An 18,737-nucleotide genomic window follows, 5' to 3' on the forward strand; every position below is an offset into this window, starting at 1 on the left:
ATTCAATCGAAAGGACGCCCTAAAAGGCGTCCTTTTTAGCATTAAACCTGCAAATCCTTGCCCTCTTCAGCGATATGGAACAGTAGGTGGGCTAGATGATGAATCGGGCCGTACTCCTCTTCCTCACCCTCGTCATCCTGATTATAGTCAAGATCATTTAAGTAGAGAGCCATAAATTCATAAAAATCCTTTAATTGAAAGGAATAGTATGCATTTGGTTCCTCGCTGTCTTCCTCATATTGCGCCACCATATAAGACAGATCGCCATCGATGTCCTCTGCATCGAAGAATACGAAAAAGCCGATATTGGTATCTAGTTCGAAGAGATGACGGGTGCCGCCTTCTGATGCTTTTTCAAACTCCTCCTGGTTCAATTTTTGAATCTGCATCGTATCAACATTGTCCTCTTGATGAAAACTTACCACAAATGATTGCATGAATTTCCTCCTTTAGCCTCAGCCATAACACACCATAGTATAACCAAATTCCGCTTAATCTTTACTCTCCTTCGCATCTTCCTGGTAATGCTCATTTAAATATGGATTTTCGGTGGTTGCAAAACTTACAGATAATAAACTCATTTCCGGTTCCAGTCCATAATAGCCCTTCGCCAGTTCCTCCAAGTCTTCTCCACTTTGAAATTGCGGATCTTTTTCCTTTTCTGTCATATGCATCACCTGCTTTTTCCAAATAATATGTAACAGGAGAAATAAATTTATCCATAAAAATATAAAACCCCCTGATTTCTCAGGAGGATGGTTATTTATCATACTGGAGGCCAAATTGGATGATTAATAACAGTTGTTTCTTTTGCTACAGTGACATCCTGTGTGGTATTGGCAGGAGCTGCAAAAAGTAGCAAACCCAACGCAAAGACCGCAATCAGAGCTTTTTTCATCATATTTTCCCCCTTTAGGTAATTTTATTTAAATAATTTACTGCTTCCAGATACATTCCTTGTTCAGTATAAAAATCTGAAAGCATTTTGTAAAAACCGGTTAAGTCTTTGTAATGTTCGTTTGTTTCTTCCAAAAATGGAATCACCTTTGAGGATAGATATTTAAATGCCTTCTCAGGCGTTACTAAATGAATTAAATAAAATTCTGCCAATAAACGATACTTTTTACTACCAAGTTCCTTGGCTAAGGAACTAACTACCTGAAAGCACTCTTTGGCCTTTTCAATTTCTTTAAGTGAATACTGAATTTCACCAATCGAATATAAAGTAACTAAATAATGAGGATTATTAATTGGTTGAAGTTCCAAGCTTTTTTGGAAATAAATTAAAGCCTCTCTCGGTTTATTCTTTTCTTTTTGCAGATAACCCATATTGTGATAAATTTGTGGAAGCAATTTTTCCTGCTTAAGCAATTCGGCATTGCGAATCAGATGTCTGAAACATTCCTCAGCTTCTTCATAAATGTTTGATAAAGTGTAATTAATTCCCAACAGCATTAAAGTATGAAGAATCCGAAAAAAATTATGCTCATTCATAAATAGCTGCAGTGCCATTTTGCCAAAGTGAATGGCATGGCCTGATTGTTCAAGTGAACCTTTTACTAAAGAGCGATGGTAAAAAAACTCTGCACTTGACGAATAATTACCAGGATTAACGTTCAAAGTATCAAGAAGTTCATCCGCTGCCTTATACTGCCCCTTCATAATTAAAAATACCGCATTAATGTAATTATATAAATACTCTTCATGTTGGGAAAAATTTATTCGTTGTTTAAATAATAAGTCCTTTTGCTTTTCCGCTTCGGCCAAATAGCCTTTAAATAATAGATAGCGATATTTATAGAGTTCATATGTATAAATATGTTTTGAAAATGGAATAATATGCTCAATTTCTTGAAGATTACGATAGGTTTCGTCAATTTTATCCATTAAATAATAGTTAATCTTCTCGCCAAGATCGCCAAGTAAGACCTGAATTAACTCCTCTTTCTCTTCCATTTCCTCCAGATTAACGTTTAAACGATCCAGCAAAAGTGAAATTGTTTCTGCGTTCGCTTCTTTTGAATTGTTTTCAATCTTGCTTAGATGCGGAACCGAGCAGATTCCTTTTGCAAGCTCGGCTTGGGTAATGCCTCTTTGCGTCCGATAATATTTGATCATTGCTCCAAATTCCATGTTATCACCCGGCTCGCTTCTTTTTCTCTTATTTTACAATAAAAGGTGCCTGACATACAGGATTTTGTCTGATTATTTCAAAATTTATCGAAAAACGGAATATGCACTTTGGAAAATTCAAAAAATTCCTCAGTAGTCAACCTCTTTATGTTGGGAAAATTTTTGTTTTTCAATCAAATTGTCGAAGAAAAGGGAAAAATTTATTAGGTAAAAAGTAGGAAAAAGCCGCCCTCTCGTCAGAATGGGCGGCTATTCTAATAATCTAGAAATATCTCTTTTTCCAAAAGATAAAGGCTGTTAAAGAAGACAAGACACTACAAATTACCAGCGCAATTAAAAACGCATGTGGACTGTGCTGGAATGGCAATTCCACATTCATTCCGTACAGGCTGAACACCATCGTCGGGAACGATAGAATAATAGTGATGGAGGTTAAAAATTTCATCACAATGTTCAGGTTATTGGAAATAATCGAGGCAAAGGCGTTCATCATCCCGGTTAAAATGGTATGATACGTTTCCGCCATCTCGATTGCCTGAGTGATTTCAATAATGACGTCTTCAAGAATGTCCTTATCTTCCTCGTACATTCTTACATAGTTAAACCGCAGAATTTTATCCATGACGACCTTATTTGATTTTAACGAGGTCGTAAAATAAACCAAGCTTTTTTCCAATGCCAAGAAGGCGTAAAGCTCCTTATTCTTCAAGGACTTATGGACAACGCGCTCGATTTCATTTGTTTTCTTATTAATTTGCTTTAAATAACGTAGATAATAAGATGAAATCAAAAATAATAGTTGCAGGGCAAAGCGCGTCTTTTTAAACGTAAAAAATTCCTTTACCCGGTTTTTTCGAAATTCCTCAATAATCGGCGAATCCTTTAAGGAAACGGTAATAATATAATCATCGGTTAAGATAATTCCGATTGGAATCGTTTCATAGACATCAAGACCTGTTTCATCACGGACTATATACGGAAAGTCAACGATGATATAAACACGACCATCATCACGCTCAATCCTTGGACGCTCTTCATCGTCCAGTGCGTCTTTGATAATATCAATATCGACCTGAGCATCATGGGACACTCTGGCGATTTCTTCAGCTGTCGGTGCAAACATATTAACCCAGCAGCCCTTTGAAATAGCTTCAACTTTTTCAAGATTTCTAGTTTCGGTGCTTTTAAAAATCTCCAACATGCTAAAACCTCCCCACCTGTTTAATTGAGGAAGCCAACCACCTTTAACAGAGTTGATATTCTTGTGCAGAACCAATTGATCAAATCCAAAATTAGATTGACTCCCCCGGGACTACTAGGGTCCGGGTCTATGGAATAACTCAACAATATCAACTCCTTTTCTCACGCATGTGAAATTAAAATAAAGTCGGCCGCTGTTTTAAGCAATACCTGTCAATCCGGCGGCCGTTCATATCCACTACTATGATAAACCCAAATACTCGAAAGTACAAACCGGATTTTTTGGAAATCACGTGTCTTCCGGAAAATATGGGTTTAAGTGCGTAAGCACCTCTTCAATGTTATCAAATTGGTCCATCAAACGTCTTTTAATTGACTTGGCAAGGTCATGGCCTTCCTTGATGGTTTTAAAATGATCAATTGAAATGCGTAAATCCACCAAAATATAATGCCCGTGCTCTCTTGCGCGGATGCGGTCAATCCGCTTCACTTCAGGGAAGTCATTGATAATAGCAATATATTCTTGAAGCGTCTCATTGTTAATATTTCGTTCGAGCAAAATATCGAAAGCTTCTGTCAGCATATCTTTGGCTATTTTAAAAATAAGATAGGCTACAAAAATACTGGCAACCTTATCGCCATAAAGCAGGGGCATGATATCAAATTTTTCGCCCAAAATGGACAGCAGGACGCCTATAGCGGCGGCGAGAGAGGCGACAATATCCGCTTTATGGTCAAAGGCAATGGCTTCAATCGCCTTGCTGTTATGCTGCTTCGCCACCCCTAAAGAACTTCGATACAAAATAACCTTTGACACAAAGGAGAATAACGCCACCCACACTGCCAATAAACTCGGTAGCTCCACTTTATGAAAGAATCCAGCAATTCCTTCATAGACAACATACAAGGAAACGAGGAAGAGTAAGATGCCGACGACACCTGATACAATGACCTCTGCCTTACCATGACCATATGGATGCTCCTTATCAGCAGGTTTATTGGATATTTTTATTACCAATAGAACAATGACCGAGGCGACCACATCGGCGGCGGAGTGGATACCATCAGCAAATACGGCATCACTATTTCCAAGCCAGCCAATAATGATCTTGCCTGCCGTCAGGATTATATTACTAATTAAGCTAATCCAGGCGATCTTTTTCGCCAGCGATTCCCTTACAACCATGCTTACCATCCTTTGTTATGAAAACTTCACCTTATTCTTCATGCCCCTCCTCCTCTTTTTTATTCATCTCCATTTCTTCTATTACAGAAATCTTGTTAATTTGATCATGCAAAAAATGAAAGGCTTGATCCAATTCTTCTCTTGATGGATAGTCATTTCGTTTCTTCAAAATGTAGTGCCCCTTTCAAAGTAATTATTTTATAAGAGTAATCTAAAAAAAAGAACAAAAAATACTCCTGAAGTGATTTCATAAAAAGGAGTGTTAATAATGGAAAAAAATGAACCAAAAAAAAGAAAAGAGGTTGCCGGAAGCATCTACCATACAAGCGACTATCAAAGTAATGACCCGCTTTCCCAAGGACTCGCCACTACTCATGAACAGGTGAGTGACGCCTATATGGAAGGCGAGATCGATGCAGTCATTGATGATGTAGACGGCAAAGACATCCCTATTCCCCGCAAAGGTTTTGAGGAAGAGTAAGGTCAGAGAAAACAGCTCTCTTTTATGAGAAAGCTGTTTTCTTTTTGCCTGCTTTTATTTATCATCCTCCACATAAGGGTCATGTTCATATGCCGGCAAATCCCCAAAACTGGTCATGATTCCATCTTCATCCAAGGCATTTTCATATTGCTCATGCTGCGGATTCGGATATACGGTTATATTTTTCCCGTACATATCATTGCCGACAAAGTTTTCAAAATCCTCCACATAACCTTCATTTTCCTCCGCCTCGTTGGACACATCATTATAATGATCCTTGGTGAAGGCAAAGTCGGATGGGGTTTCTGACGTCCCCCATTGAGACACAATCTGCCAGGCGTCCTCAGCATCAAAGGCGACGTTTTCATCCTTTTCATCCATATCAAATTTGCCAAATGGCGGCATTAATACGCCCTCTTCCTGAGGACGACTATTGGAAGTGCGCTGATCGGGGCTATGTTCAATGCAGCAGGTTGTATTCGGCAGGGCCTCTAAGCGCTCGAGTGGAATTTCCTTGCCGCACACCTCGCATTTACCATACGTTCCATTTTCCATAGCATTTAATGCTTTATTAATATTGTTAAGCTGCAATTTATAATGCTCAAGTAAGGCATTGTCCTTTTCCCGTTCAAAGAGCTCTGTTCCCTCATCGGCCGGGTGGTTATCATAACTGGACAATTCACCGACTGATTCATGATAATGAGCCCGGTCAAAGCCAAGATTGTCGTTCTGGTCCAGATGCTCCTCTAATTCAGCTTTTTCCTGCAATAATTGTAAGCGCAAATTGGATAACTGCTCGGTTGATAACATAGTTCTGCTCCTTCGTAAAAATCTATTTCTAACCATGTTTTTTCACATTAACTAGTTCCTCTATAGTTTCATTTGTTTCATGGCCGTTTATGTATTAAAAGAATAATTCCATTAAAAACCTAACTCCCGCTTGGTGGGAATCTGAATAAGAACCTTTATTACGAGTATCTTAAAAATAAAGTGAATCAAAAGGGGAGTTTAGCGTGGTAAATTGGAACTTTGATAAATTCAGGAAGGCACAAGAGAAACATCAGGGGGAATATTTGGGAACAGATAGAAAACAGCCGCCCGGTTTAAACGATAGGGAATACAATAACCAAAGCAACACGGATAAATCTCCAGGGGCAACCGGACGTAATTTATAAACAAATTTTTTTACTGAAAAGGTTGGGGTTCCTCTCAACCTTTTTAAATGTCCTAGTAGGAGGATTATTTTCATGGGTAAATCAACGTCCGGTGACATGAAATGGTGGCAGCTTTCCCTATTCGGTGTGGGCTGCACGATTGGAACCGGTTTTTTTCTTGGTTCGAGTCTAGCTATAAAAATGACAGGACCTTCCATTTTAATTGGTTATTTAATTGCAGCAATTGGGACCTACTTTGTTTTCGATGCCCTTTCAAAAATGACCGCGAAGGAGCCGCTCGAAGGGGGCTTCCGTTCTTACGCTAAGAAGGCATATGGACGTTGGGCCGGCTTTACCAGTGGCTGGGTTTACTGGTGCTCGGAAGTGCTGATTATGGGCAGCCAGATGACGGCCCTGTCGATTTTTTCCCGATTTTGGTTTCCCAATGTCCCGCTTTGGGTGTTTGCGGCGGGCTACGCACTCCTCGGGCTCGTGGTTATTTTAATCGGTGTCGGGATTTTGAACAAGCTTGAAAACATTCTAGCTGTATTAAAGGTATCCGCCATCTTAATGTTTATTATTATTGCTTTACTGGCGTTATTTGGGGTAATCGATGGCGAACGTCCGATTCAGTACCCGGACTCTAAAGGGGATTTCCTTCCCGGCGGTGTCTTAGGCTTGTGGTCAGCGGTGATTTTTGCTTTCTATGCCTTTGGCGGAATTGAGATTCTTGGGTTAATGGCGACAAAATTGAAAAATCCAAAGGAGGCACCGAAAGCAGGCCGGGTCATGCTGTTTTCGTTGATGTTTATCTATGCCCTATCAATTGGGCTGGCTGTGACAATGGTGCCATGGAATAGATTTAATGCCAAAGAGAGTCCGTTTGTGATTGCCCTGGATGCATACAATCTTTCGTTTGTCCCCCATATTTTTAACGGGGCCTTAATCATAGCCGGGTTTTCAACGATGGTGGCTTCGCTTTATGGAGTAACGAGTGTCCTCGTGACGCTGGCCGAGGAGGGAGATGCACCGGAAAGCTTTGCGAAAAATGGCAAGCTGAAGGTTCCCCTGCCAACCTTGATTCTGACGATGCTTGGGATAGCCTCTTCAGTAGTATCTGCTCTAGTGATGCCAAACAGAATTTACGAATATATTACAACAGCGGCCGGGTTGATGCTGTTATACAATTGGATGTTTATTTTGGCCTCCCCAAGGAAGATCCTTAAAATCAGGGCGCGGGATCGTATGAAATATTACCTGGGCATGGTTTTAATCCTCATTGCAGTGAGCGGCACATTATTTCATGATTCAAGCCGGCCCGGATTCTTTATCAGTTTGGCATTTCTTGGGATCATTGGTTGTATTACATTAATCATGAATGCAAAATGGAAAAAGCACGAGAAACGGAAAAGAGTACTGAAGCCATGGCCGACGGCGTAGCTGGCGTGATACAACCGCCAGCTTTTTTTAACCAAATAATGTCTGGAACGCCTGAACCCCAAAGTAAATGCCGAAGCCAATCATTGAAATCCCTGAAAATAGCGAAATCACCACCAACAGCCGCGAAGTCAAAAACTTGCGGAAGCTGCTCGCAACCCCGGCCATTGTGATATCCCATAGTAGCAACCCAATAAAAATGGCACTACTGTACAGCACTAACTGGCTTGTGTCATAAGTGGCTGCAGTCTTCGCCAGCACAGATCCGTAGATTCCCAGCCAAAACAAAATCGTTAATGGATTGGAAATCGACATCAAAAATCCGGTTAGAAAGGATTTGGCTAATGGCTCCCCTCCCCGATGCTCCGCCAAATGAATCTTTCCCGCGTTTATGATTGCTTCTATGCCGGTATAAGTGAGCACAAAAAAGCCAAATAGCCAGAGAAATGTCTGCATGAACTCCGTTTCCAGAAAGTTAACTACTCCTATGTAAACAATCAGCATATATACACCATCGGCAAGCACGGCGCCAACCCCTACCAGCCAAGCATGCATAAACCCGTTGCGAATCCCCCTGTCAATCTGGGCCGCATTAATGGGACCAATCGGTGCGGCAAGAGATAGTCCCAACAATATATAGCTTAAAAATACATTCATTCTAATCTGCCCCCCAACAGATATGACGTTCCAAGCCGCATGTAAAAAATTAAGCCTGTCTACCCATATGTATTCAGTAACAGGGGGTTGTACGACTAAAAATTAATTAAACCGCTCTTTTACCAAAAAAATAAGAGCCCCCAATCCGGGAAGCCCTTTTACTACTGATTCGTCTCAGATACTTTTCGATAATCTAATTCTTGGTCAAGAAAATGGCGTCTTGGCAACGGCAAATTTAACGTATCGATATCAACGATAAATTTAGGACGCTGCTTCGTTTCTTTATATATTTTTCCGACATACTCGCCAATTAAGCCGATTGCAATCAACTGTAAGCCGCCAATAAGCCAGATGGAGGTAATTAGCGAGGTCCAACCGGTCTGAGTATTCCCGGTGAATTTAAGCGCCAAGAAATACCCTCCGAACACCATACTCATCAGAAAGGAAACAAATCCTACAGCTGACACCATGCGAATCGGCGATACCGAAAAAGAGGTTATTCCGTCAAAAGCAAACGCAAGCATCTTTTTCAACGGATATTTTGTCTCACCCGCCTGCCGTTCAAGCCGGTCATAGTACACGATGTCTGTGTGAAAACCGATGAGGGGCACGATCCCCCGCAAAAATAAGTTTACCTCTTTAAATTGCTCCAGTTCATGCAATGCCCGCTTGCTCATTAGCCTGAAATCAGCATGGTTATAAACAAGGTCGACTCCGAGCCTTTTCATGATTTTATAAAAGCATTGGGCAGTACTTCGCTTAAAGACTGAATCACGATCACGGCCTTTGCGGACGCCGTACACAATGTCACAGCCTGCATGGTATTTCAAGATAAACTTACGGATGACTGTAATATCATCCTGCAGATCGGCATCAATGGAAACGGCGCAATCCGAGCGTTCTTTGGCAGCGCTTAGTCCGGCCAGCAGCGCATTCTGATGACCGACATTGCGCGAGAGTTTTAGCCCGCGGACATAGTCATTTCGGAGCCCTTCTTTATAAATCAATTCCCATGTCCGATCCTTACTCCCATCATCGACAAACAGAAGCTTGCTTTGCCCGGAAACAAGCGATTCGGCAATCAATTCCTTCAACAAAAGCGTAAGCGTGGCCATTGTTTCCGGCAAAACCTCTTCCTCGTTATAACATGGGACAACAATAGTCAGGACTGGTTCTGTCATCTGTCAAATACCCCCGATGTCAATATGTCTTATATAAGTACACTTTCCATGCTGACGTTTTTGATTGGAACACCCGCTCAAGTGTCAGTTGATTTTCTGCAGCATTATCAATGGGAAGAGCGGAAAAAATATAACGACCGCCCATTTCTTTAAACACATCGGTATTCAATTCCAAATTTTTAAGCCGCCGTTTCGAGTCCTTCTTGATCATGTATCTTTTTCCCAGCTGTGCCGTAAACAGGTAGCAGCGGCCGCCCCATTGGTCAAAATATTTTCGAATCGTCTTATTTTTGGCCAATTCCTTTTCAATTATTTTCCGAAATTGATGTTTATAGCTTAATGGATAAAAATTGTTATAGGTATCGAGTGTGTAAAAGCCGTTATACTGGGCGATAGCCGGGTGGAGCCCGATACTGGCAACTCGAAACTCTTCTGGCGGAAGGGCAATATGATTTTTTATTTCTGTAAACAGTTCCTCGGCATAAAATTCTTTCACAGATGGTTTATTTCGATAGATAATTTCATCATTATATAATCCCAAAAACAAGATTTGCATAACAGCCAGCCACTTCGCTGTTTTCGCCCAACTGCCCCCTTGAAGCACGATGATCTTTAATGCCAAGGCAAAGCTCGCGTAAATCACCATCGGTCGCAAAAAATGATAGCGGGCGAAATTGAACGTATCCAGAAAATGAAACTTTTTTGTCAACGGCAGCCAGCCCTCATAAAACCAGAACGCATACCAAAGCGATAAAAGGAAATTTAAGCTAAAAAGAAATACATAGAGTTTCTCTTGCTTCCACAGCTTTTTTGAATAAACAAAATAAATGGCGATAAATGTGGCAGGCAGAATAAATAATGTATGCAAGGTCATCACATGGGTATGGCCAAGAACATAATTTTTAAAAGTCAGCCGGACTGCACGCCAAAACGGCAGATGGGCATGAAAGTATTCATCTCGGCTATTCGGCTCTCCTTTGAAGAGGAACGAGTAAACCAAGCGGTACTCCACCAGCATAAAGACAAATGTCATATAAGCAATTGCAGCTAGAAAGGGCAGATTCCAGCCTTTTTTGCGAATCACATCCGTCAGCCAAAAGATCCCCATTGCACTCAAGAAAAAGAAAAAACCCAACACGATACTGGCATAAAACGGGATTAGTGTGAGAACTACATAATCCCTTACCGAGCATTCACCACTTCGGATATTCAAGAATGCCCAAAGCGCAAGCGGCATCCCCAATGTGCTCAGCATGCCGGACGGCCAAAATGGGGTTAAGGCAAAGGCAAGGGATGCCGTAACGTTTAGCGTGAGCCATTTTTCACCAGGTAGCAGATGTTTTTTCAGGAGCAAATACATCCCCAAAAAAGCAACCACCCTTGTCAATGCCTGGCTTACCCCATAGGCAACCATGGTTGGCAGAAGGGAGTGGAGCCAGACAATCACGCTATACTCGGTTCCAAATGCATTCCGTGGCAGCACACCATTAATGATTTGCGGGATGACCCCTTGGACACCTCCGAATATTTCCCCGCTCCGCGCCAGGACCTTATACCAGGCCAGGTTTGAATCAAGATTATCATGGACACGGATATGGGCATTTTCCTGAAGAATAAATAATGGAGAAAGATAGACCGCCAGTACAAGCAAGGCAAAAAGGATCAATCTTCGCTCTTTGGTTGTTTCCTTGATCACTTCGCTGCACCTCATAAGAAAATCGTTCATTTTCCCTTTAACGTTCGCAAAACATCTGGAAATTATTCCTTTACCTGGATACAAAAAAGCCTTCCCTAACGACGGGAAGGCTTATCGGCAAAATGATTATATGAATTTAATAGTGTATCAAGTTTTTGGCTGCATTGCACCACAGCCGGGTTGGTGTACCCGTGCTGAAAAGCCAGTTGAATCATTTCCATTCTAGTTTTTTCAATGCTGGTTAACAGGGAGTTCATACTAGTTTCCATGTCTCAACCTCTTTTCATATTAGGACTATATCCATGTTATTAAACATAATTTACAAGTTTTGGGCAGATTATACAAGCTAGTTTTTTGAAAAGTTTCGAAGGTTTTGTGACAACGGCGCCTATATTGAAAAATAAGCCTCGGTATATTATTAGATGGTTTTTTTTCGTAAATAATAATGGAATGGATGCTGGAAATGAGGTGATTGCCCATGACAAATCGAATATTTATTAACTTCCTGCGGATGCCACTTCTTACTCGAATACTGCTGATTGCCATTCTTGTTTTTCTGATATTCGGAATCTCGATTCATTTTCTCGAGCCTGACACCTTTCCAACGATTTTTGATGGGATTTGGTGGGCCATCATTACGGCATCAACCGTAGGTTATGGGGATTTTGTTCCTCATTCCGTCTTAGGAAGACTTACCGCATTAATCCTGATTTTAATTGGAGTCGGTGTTGTTTCCTCCTATTTTGGGACGCTTGCTGCTGCTGCCGTCACAAAGCAAGATGCCTTTGTTGAAGGGAAAATCCCGTTTAAAGGCAAGGGGCATATCATTATTATTGGCTGGAATGAACGTTCCCGGGAGTTAATAAATAAACTTACAAAAATGTCTTATCCGCAAATGATTGTCCTGATTGATGAAACGCTGGAGGAAAATCCGGTGGTATCAAGGTTTGTCCATTTTATCAAAGGGAAGGCCCATGTGGACGATACGATTGTTAAAAGTGATATTAACAATGCAGAAAAGGTGCTAATCACCGCAGACCGCGGCAATAACGAGCTGCAGGCAGATATGAACAGTATTCTTACCTTGCTGACGATTAAAGGCTTATGTGCCAATGTAAAATGTATCGTTGAAATATTAACAGCGGAGCAGGTAATTAACGCAAAACGAGCTGGGGCGGATGAGGTGATTCAATCCAATAAGCTAACGAGTGTGTTTATGGTCAACAGCCTGCACACGGGTGGTGACGGGCTGCTTTCGGAGCTTGTGAACGAGCTGGAGGAAAGCCGGGTTACTGCCGTTTCCCTTTCAGAGAAGGAGATTGGAAGGTCCTTTAGAGAATTGTGTCAAGCAAAGCTAACGGAAGGCTTTGTGATAGTCGGAATCAAAAGAGGGGAGGAAACCATTTTGAATCCTCCCCATTCGTCAAAGCTCGAAGAAGCCGATCAGCTATTATTGATAAAGTGAAACTTCAATCAGTGGGGGGTTTTTTCCACCCCCACTGATTGTTAGTTGAGGCCAGCAGGATGCTGGTCACGCAGACGTTGCCATAGGCGTATTTAGTCTGCGTTCATTATTTCGGACATTTACGGGCAGTTATCTCCCACCTATACGTCTTCGATTTGTCTTAGTATTAAGGTGGGGGTCTTACTGCCCGTTAATGTGGGATAAAATAAGGTTAATCCGATAGGAGCACCGACTCCAATTCTGCAACAAGCGCCTGGCCGATTTCCTGATAGCGGTCAGGGAGATTCGCATCTTTGTCTTCAGGCTCCTGAAACTGGCTAAAACTGCCTGAGAACACGCCTGCAGTTCCCTGTTGGTCAATTCCTGCCTCAAACTGGTGAGACAGCAAAAACGGCCTTCCAAGCTCCACCGTGCAGTCTCTCATATCAAGCTGGCCATCGACCGCCGTAAACGGCAATCTTAAATATTGATAGCCATCATGCTCATTGATTTTGTAATCAAAGAATCCACGATCATAATCCCAATTCCCGCCAATCGAATACCCGATTGGTTTTAATTTTTGTTCCAGTTTATACAAATCAAACTGCTTGCCTTCAACCTTTGATTGCAATTGGATCATTCTGATACCCCCTTTAAATCAATCATTTTAGTTTTCCCCATTTTGAAAAATAAAAAAAGTGCCGGCCTAAAATGGCCAAGCACTTTTTCATAAATGTTATTTCAACCGCTTTTCTAGTTCCGCTTTTTTCTCTTCAAAGCCTGGTTTGCCAAGGAGGGCAAACATATTGACCTTGTATGCCTCGACGCCTGGCTGGTCAAATGGGTTGACTCCGAGGAGATAGCCGCTCATTGCGCAGGCTTTTTCAAAGAAATAGACAAGATAGCCGAACGTATACTCATCCACAGCTGGAATCGTTACGATCAAATTCGGCACGCCCCCATCTGTGTGGGCAAGCATGGTTCCTTCAAATGCTTTATTATTGACGAAATCAACCGTCTGGCCTGCAAGATAATTAAGGCCGTCGAGGTCGTTGTCCACTGCCTCAACTGTCAGTTCATGGCGCGGCTTTTCAACCTTAATAATGGTTTCGAATAAATCGCGGCGACCTTCTTGAATGTATTGGCCTAATGAGTGAAGGTCGGTAGAAAAATTCGCCGATGAAGGGAAAATTCCCTTTTGGTCCTTTCCTTCACTTTCACCAAACAGCTGCTTCCACCACTCAGAAAAATATTGCAGCCCCGGCTCGTAGTTAATCAGCATCTCAATGGTTTTTCCTTTATTGTAAAGGGCATTTCTGACCGCGGCATATTGATAGGCGAGATTTTCCTCAAGCTCGGAATGTCCGAAATCTTCCTGAGCTTTTGCGGCACCTTCCATCATTTTTTCAATATCAGCACCGCTAACAGCTATTGGCAATAAACCGACAGCTGTTAAAACGGAATAACGGCCGCCGACATCGTCAGGAATCACAAATGTTTCGTAGCCTTCTTCGGTTGCCAGTGTCTTTAACGCACCTCTGGCCTTATCTGTGGTGGCATAGATACGTTTGCGCGCCTCCTCGGCACCGTATTTTTCTTCCAAAAGCTTTCGGAAAATCCGGAAAGCAATCGCTGGTTCTGTTGTAGTTCCTGATTTTGAAATGACATTGATGGAAAAATCCTTCCCATCGAGGAGATCCATAACATCTCTCATATAAGTAGAGCTAATATTATTTCCGGCAAACACAATTTGCGGAGTGGAGCGCTTTTCTTTTGGCAGGGCGTTGTAAAAGCTATGTTGCAACATTTCAATTGCAGCGCGTGCTCCCAAATAGGAACCGCCGATGCCGATCACGATAAGGATATCCGAATCAGACTTGATCTTTTCCGCGGCCTTTTGAATCCTGGAAAATTCCTCCTTATCATATTCGGTTGGCAATTCAATCCAGCCTAAAAAGTCACTGCCCGCCCCCGTTTTTTCATGCAGGGAATGGTGCGCCACTTTCACCGCATCGCGTAAGTATGTAAGTTCATGTTCTCCAAAGAAGGAGAGTGCTTTTGAATAGTCAAAATGAACGTGTGTCATGCATGATCCTCCATTTTATTATTTTCATTAACAACTTTATACAAAGCGAGACAGATAATCAAGGCGAAGCCCCTTGTGTAAGCGCGCCCAATTTCGATGATTTTTTTACAAACTGTCGTATGGGCGTGTTTTTTACTGTCGTAGGACCGGGTTTTATTGTCGCAAGAGAGGGTTTTACTGTCGTATAATCCAGTTTTTCTGTCGTATAACCCTAATCTACTGTCGTAAAGTCCAGTTTCTCTGTCGCATAACCGAGTTTTCCTGTCGAACCCTATAAAAAAGGCCCAGACCAACCAGCCTGAGCCTCTCTACTTTATAATGCAGCCCGATAAATGGCCAGGCAATCTTCTTTGTTGAGCTTAGTAAAATTGCCAAACTCTCCGTAGACCATGGCACGGTCGGCCATTAATTCAAGCCTACTATCATCGATGTCGTAATCTGCCAGTCTGGATGGAGCATCGATGCTGTTCCAGAACTCACGCAGCTTGCGGATGCCTTCAAGACCTGCCTCCTCAGCGGTCTTGCCCTCTGGATTGACACCAAAAACTCTTACGGCAAGCTGTTTAAAGCGCTCCGGCTTGACATGGAGATTATGCTCCATCCAATGCGGGAACAGGATGGCCAGTCCGCCGCCGTGCGGAATGTCATAAACAGCCGACACCGCATGCTCAAGGTTGTGGGTAGCCCAATCTCCCCGATAACCCATGTTTAACATACCGTTTAACGCCATCGTGCCACAGTACAGGATCGTTGACCGATGGTCATAGTTTTCCAAGTCCTCCAGCAGTTTCGGGGCCGTTTCCATGACAGTAATCAATAGCGACTCACACATACGGTCCTGGAATTCGGTTTTTTCTTCGAGATGGAAGTAATGTTCAAAAACATGCGACATCATGTCAACAATACCATAGATGGTTTGATTTCTCGGGACAGTAAATGTATTAACTGGGTCAAGAATTGAAAATTTCGGGAAGGTCAGTGGACTGCCCCAGCCATACTTTTCATTCGTTTCCCAGTTGGTGATAACAGAGCCGGAGTTCATTTCCGAACCGGTGGCCGCGAGCGTTAATACAGTGCCAAAAGGAAGGGCCTCTTTAGCAGAAGCTTTTTTGATTACAAGATCCCATGGATCGCCGTCATATTTTGCTCCGGCCGCAATCAGTTTCGTGCAATCGATCACACTGCCGCCGCCGACAGCGAGGATAAATTCTACCCCTTCTTGCTTACAAATTTCCACACCTTTGCGGGCCGTTGAAACGCGCGGATTCGGTTCCACTCCGGATAGTTCAAAAACCTGAGCATCGATTTCGTTTAAAAGGGACATCACCTTTTCATACAGACCGGACCGCTTGATACTGCCGCCACCATAGACGAGGAGCACCTTATTTCCGTAGCGCGGAATCTCTGTTTTCAGATGAACCAACTGGTCTTTTCCAAAAATTAATTTGGTTGGATTTTGAAAAATAAAATTTTGCATATTCGACACCATCCTTAAATTTTCATTTTGGTTCCATGCGTTAAAAAGTTTAAACCCAGCTGCGGAACAGGGAGGCTTCTGACATTTTTCTCACACCGACCATGTAAGCCGCAAGCCGCATATTGACCTTCCGTGTTCTGGCGGTTTCATACACGACGTTAAAGGCATCAACCAATTTCTGCTGTAACCTGCTAGCTACCTCATCTTTGTCCCAATAATAGCCCTGATTATTTTGGACCCATTCAAAATAGGAGACCGTGACGCCGCCCGCACCTGCAAGCACATCGGGCACAAGCAAAATCCCCCGCTCCGAAAGAATTCTTGTCGCTTCCAAGGTGGTCGGTCCGTTGGCCGCTTCAACCACAATTTCCGCTTTAATATTATGGGCATTTTCAGCTGTAATTTGATTGGAGACAGCAGCAGGAACCAAAATATCACAGTCTTGCTCAAGCAGTTCCTCATTGCTGATTACTCCATCAAAAAGCGTTGTGACCGTGCCAAAACTGTCACGGCGCTTTAATAAATAGCCGACATTTAATCCACCCGGCTCATAAAGCGCCCCGTAAACATCCGATATTCCGACAATAATAGCTCCGGACTCTTGGAGAAACTTGGCAATATAACTCCCGGCATTGCCAAAACCTTGGATAATGACCCGGGCACCCTTTAATCTGGTTCCATAATTCTTGGCGGCCTGCTCTATACAAATCGCAACGCCTTTTGCACCGGCGATTTCCCTACCTTCGGAACCGCCGAGTACAAGCGGCTTGCCGGTAATGGCCCCAGAGGAACCATGCTGCCGCAGGCGGCTGAATTCATCCACCATCCATGCCATAATTTGTGGATTGGTATACATATCCGGTGCCAGGATATCCTTGGCCGGACCAAGAATCTGGCTAAGGGCCCGTACATATCCCCGGCTTAGCCTCTCCAATTCTCCCATCGACATTGTCCGCGGGTTACAGATGACGCCGCCTTTGCCTCCCCCAAACGGCAAGCCTGCAATCCCGCATTTCAGACTCATCCAGATGGCCTGCGCCTTTACTTCCTCTTCATTTATCTTTGGATGAAATCGGACTCCTCCCATAGTGGGTCCAAGTGAATCATTATGCTGGGCTCTAAACCCGGTAAACAGCTTCGTTGAGCCATCATCCATTCGAACAGGAATTCTCACTTGTATTGTGCGAAGCGGTTCCGCTAATAATTGGTACATCCCCTGATGATAGCCTAGCTTTTTAATTGCCTCATGTACCACAACCTGCGTTGATGTAAGAAGGTTAAGCATCTCTTTTTCTTGTCCATCCCCATCAATATTCCCCATCTTATCGGCACCCCTGGTATTTCTAGATTCGTTTACATTTATTCAGGATGGCACATCGGCACTAGTTATCCAAGTACCTTTTCAATCCGTTCAATTGCCCAGTCAAGCTCATCCTTAGTAATCACTAGCGGCGGCGCAAATCGGATCACCGTGTCATGGGTTTCTTTACATAACAAACCAAGTTCTTTTAATTGTTCACAGTATTTGCGCGCTGCCTCAGTCAGTTCGACTCCGATAAATAAGCCGCGGCCGCGAACATCCTTGATGATTGGATTATTGATTTCCTTTAATTGGCTGATAAAATATTCACCAAGCTCCAAAGATCGTTGAGCAAGCTTTTCCTCAACTAAAACATCCAAAGCTGCAAGGGATACCGCACAAGCCATTGGATTTCCACCGAACGTGGAACCGTGTGAACCCGGATTAAAGACTCCTAAAATATCTTTATTTGCGACGACACAGGAGATTGGGAACACCCCTCCGCCAAGGGCCTTGCCGAGAACATACATATCCGGCTGTATACCTTCCCATTCACAGGCAAACATCTTTCCGGTCCGCGCCAGCCCAGCCTGTATTTCGTCGGCAATGAACAACACATTGTTTTCCTTACATAGTTCATATGCTGCCTTGATATAGCCCTCAGGAGGAATGATGATGCCGGCCTCCCCTTGTATTGGTTCGATTAAAAACGCAGCTGTGTTTGGGGTAATGGCTGCCCTCAATGCCTCCAAATCTCCATATGGCACAAGCTTTATGCCCGGAAGCATCGGGCCAAATCCCCGTTTATATTCTTCCTCTGAAGATAGCGAAACAGCGGTCATTGTCCGGCCATGGAAGTTGCCGATACAACCGATAATTTCCGCCTGGTTCTCAGTGATTCCTTTTACGTCATAGCCCCAGCGCCGTGCCGCTTTAAACGCTGTCTCTACCGCTTCAGCACCGGTGTTCATTGGGAGGGCCATTTCTTTATTTGTCATCTTGCAGATTTTTTCGTACCAAGGGCCAAGCTGGTCATTATGAAACGCCCGGGATGTCAAAGTAACTCTGTCCGCCTGATCTTTTAAGGCCTGAATAATTTTCGGATGACGATGACCTTGGTTTACTGCCGAATAGGCGCTGAGCATATCCATATATTTATTGCCTTCCGGATCCTTTACCCAAACCCCTTCCGCACTTGAAATCACGATTGGCAGCGGATGATAATTGTGGGCACCATATTTTTCCGTTTGTTCAATAATTCCCTGGGTATTAACATTTGTCGTCACAGCAGCTTCCCTCCATTTT

Annotated in this window: 21 protein-coding genes; 4 read left to right on the forward strand and 17 right to left on the reverse strand. The window is 43.0% G+C overall.

The features are described from left to right. Positions 1–41: 41 nt before the first annotated feature. The 7 genes from AR334_RS17250 to AR334_RS29540 form a co-directional block, all read right to left on the reverse strand. Positions 42–437, reverse strand: coding sequence for a cytosolic protein (locus AR334_RS17250; RefSeq protein WP_066314157.1), 396 nt, complete (start codon positions 435–437; stop codon positions 42–44). A 54-nt stretch (positions 438–491) separates the two neighbouring features. Continuing rightward, positions 492–668, reverse strand: a complete 177-nt coding sequence (locus AR334_RS29975; protein WP_172799247.1) for a hypothetical protein — start codon at positions 666–668, stop codon at positions 492–494. A 98-nt stretch (positions 669–766) separates the two neighbouring features. Next, entirely contained in the window at positions 767–901 is a 135-nt protein-coding gene (locus tag AR334_RS30670; protein ID WP_285858443.1) for a hypothetical protein, read from the reverse strand. An 11-nt stretch (positions 902–912) separates the two neighbouring features. After that, complete coding sequence (locus AR334_RS17255; protein WP_066314158.1) at positions 913–2,133, reverse strand: helix-turn-helix domain-containing protein; 1,221 nt, start codon at positions 2,131–2,133, stop codon at positions 913–915. 262 nt (positions 2,134–2,395) lie between these two features. Next, complete coding sequence (locus AR334_RS17260; RefSeq protein ID WP_066314159.1) at positions 2,396–3,334, reverse strand: magnesium transporter CorA family protein; 939 nt, start codon at positions 3,332–3,334, stop codon at positions 2,396–2,398. Between the two features lie 288 nt (positions 3,335–3,622). Further along, the gene (locus tag AR334_RS17265) at positions 3,623–4,519 is read right to left on the reverse strand and encodes a cation diffusion facilitator family transporter (RefSeq protein WP_156431304.1); all 897 of its coding nucleotides are present in this window, start codon (positions 4,517–4,519) and stop codon (positions 3,623–3,625) included. A 31-nt stretch (positions 4,520–4,550) separates the two neighbouring features. Further along, positions 4,551–4,688 (reverse strand): hypothetical protein, encoded by a 138-nt coding sequence (locus AR334_RS29540; RefSeq protein ID WP_156431305.1) that lies wholly within the window; start codon positions 4,686–4,688, stop codon positions 4,551–4,553. Positions 4,689–4,787: 99 nt separating this feature from the next. On the opposite strand from AR334_RS29540, the gene AR334_RS17270 reads away from it, so the two are divergent. Then, positions 4,788–5,000 carry a YozQ family protein gene (locus AR334_RS17270; RefSeq protein WP_066314166.1) on the forward strand — a complete coding sequence of 71 codons (213 nt, stop codon included), beginning with the start codon at positions 4,788–4,790 and terminating at the stop codon, positions 4,998–5,000. Between the two features lie 54 nt (positions 5,001–5,054). Here AR334_RS17270 and AR334_RS17275 read toward each other — a convergent pair whose 3' ends face one another. Then, positions 5,055–5,810 carry a TraR/DksA C4-type zinc finger protein gene (locus AR334_RS17275; RefSeq protein ID WP_066314167.1) on the reverse strand — a complete coding sequence of 252 codons (756 nt, stop codon included), beginning with the start codon at positions 5,808–5,810 and terminating at the stop codon, positions 5,055–5,057. A 203-nt stretch (positions 5,811–6,013) separates the two neighbouring features. Here AR334_RS17275 and AR334_RS29545 point away from each other — a divergent pair, with 203 nt between their 5' ends. Continuing rightward, positions 6,014–6,175, forward strand: coding sequence for a hypothetical protein (locus tag AR334_RS29545; RefSeq protein WP_156431306.1), 162 nt, complete (start codon positions 6,014–6,016; stop codon positions 6,173–6,175). 72 nt (positions 6,176–6,247) lie between these two features. Continuing rightward, positions 6,248–7,594: an amino acid permease gene (locus AR334_RS17280; RefSeq protein ID WP_066314169.1), complete on the forward strand. Its 1,347-nt coding sequence runs from the start codon at positions 6,248–6,250 to the stop codon at positions 7,592–7,594. Positions 7,595–7,621: 27 nt separating this feature from the next. On the opposite strand, the gene AR334_RS17285 is transcribed toward AR334_RS17280, so the two are convergent. The 4 genes from AR334_RS17285 to AR334_RS29025 all read right to left on the reverse strand — a co-directional run bounded on the left by AR334_RS17285 (position 7,622) and on the right by AR334_RS29025 (position 11,394). Continuing rightward, entirely contained in the window at positions 7,622–8,248 is a 627-nt protein-coding gene (locus tag AR334_RS17285; protein ID WP_066314171.1) for a LysE family transporter, read from the reverse strand. Between the two features lie 161 nt (positions 8,249–8,409). Further along, positions 8,410–9,429: a glycosyltransferase family 2 protein gene (locus tag AR334_RS17290; RefSeq protein ID WP_066314173.1), complete on the reverse strand. Its 1,020-nt coding sequence runs from the start codon at positions 9,427–9,429 to the stop codon at positions 8,410–8,412. A 19-nt stretch (positions 9,430–9,448) separates the two neighbouring features. After that, positions 9,449–11,125 carry a DUF6044 family protein gene (locus AR334_RS17295; RefSeq protein WP_253701313.1) on the reverse strand — a complete coding sequence of 559 codons (1,677 nt, stop codon included), beginning with the start codon at positions 11,123–11,125 and terminating at the stop codon, positions 9,449–9,451. A gap of 95 nt (positions 11,126–11,220) precedes the next feature. Next, positions 11,221–11,394 (reverse strand): aspartyl-phosphate phosphatase Spo0E family protein, encoded by a 174-nt coding sequence (locus AR334_RS29025; RefSeq protein ID WP_082692996.1) that lies wholly within the window; start codon positions 11,392–11,394, stop codon positions 11,221–11,223. A 209-nt stretch (positions 11,395–11,603) separates the two neighbouring features. Between AR334_RS29025 and AR334_RS17300 the strand changes: the two genes are divergently transcribed. Then, the gene (locus AR334_RS17300; RefSeq protein ID WP_066314175.1) at positions 11,604–12,590 is read left to right on the forward strand and encodes a TrkA family potassium uptake protein; all 987 of its coding nucleotides are present in this window, start codon (positions 11,604–11,606) and stop codon (positions 12,588–12,590) included. Between the two features lie 211 nt (positions 12,591–12,801). Here the strand turns inward: AR334_RS17300 and AR334_RS17305 are convergent, their stop codons facing one another. The 5 genes from AR334_RS17305 to AR334_RS17330 all read right to left on the reverse strand — a co-directional run bounded on the left by AR334_RS17305 (position 12,802) and on the right by AR334_RS17330 (position 18,718). After that, complete coding sequence (locus tag AR334_RS17305; protein ID WP_066314177.1) at positions 12,802–13,209, reverse strand: YugN-like family protein; 408 nt, start codon at positions 13,207–13,209, stop codon at positions 12,802–12,804. Positions 13,210–13,305: 96 nt separating this feature from the next. Then, positions 13,306–14,655: a glucose-6-phosphate isomerase gene (locus tag AR334_RS17310; protein WP_066314180.1), complete on the reverse strand. Its 1,350-nt coding sequence runs from the start codon at positions 14,653–14,655 to the stop codon at positions 13,306–13,308. 313 nt (positions 14,656–14,968) lie between these two features. Then, positions 14,969–16,132 carry an iron-containing alcohol dehydrogenase gene (locus tag AR334_RS17320; protein ID WP_066314182.1) on the reverse strand — a complete coding sequence of 388 codons (1,164 nt, stop codon included), beginning with the start codon at positions 16,130–16,132 and terminating at the stop codon, positions 14,969–14,971. 49 nt (positions 16,133–16,181) lie between these two features. Then, entirely contained in the window at positions 16,182–17,453 is a 1,272-nt protein-coding gene (locus tag AR334_RS17325; protein ID WP_066314183.1) for a Glu/Leu/Phe/Val dehydrogenase, read from the reverse strand. A gap of 65 nt (positions 17,454–17,518) precedes the next feature. Further along, positions 17,519–18,718: an ornithine--oxo-acid transaminase gene (locus AR334_RS17330; protein WP_066314184.1), complete on the reverse strand. Its 1,200-nt coding sequence runs from the start codon at positions 18,716–18,718 to the stop codon at positions 17,519–17,521. Positions 18,719–18,737: the final 19 nt, after the last annotated feature.

Origin of the sequence: Bacillus sp. FJAT-29814 (assembly GCF_001510715.1) — a bacterium.
Classification (GTDB): Bacteria; Bacillota; Bacilli; order Bacillales; family Cytobacillaceae; genus Neobacillus.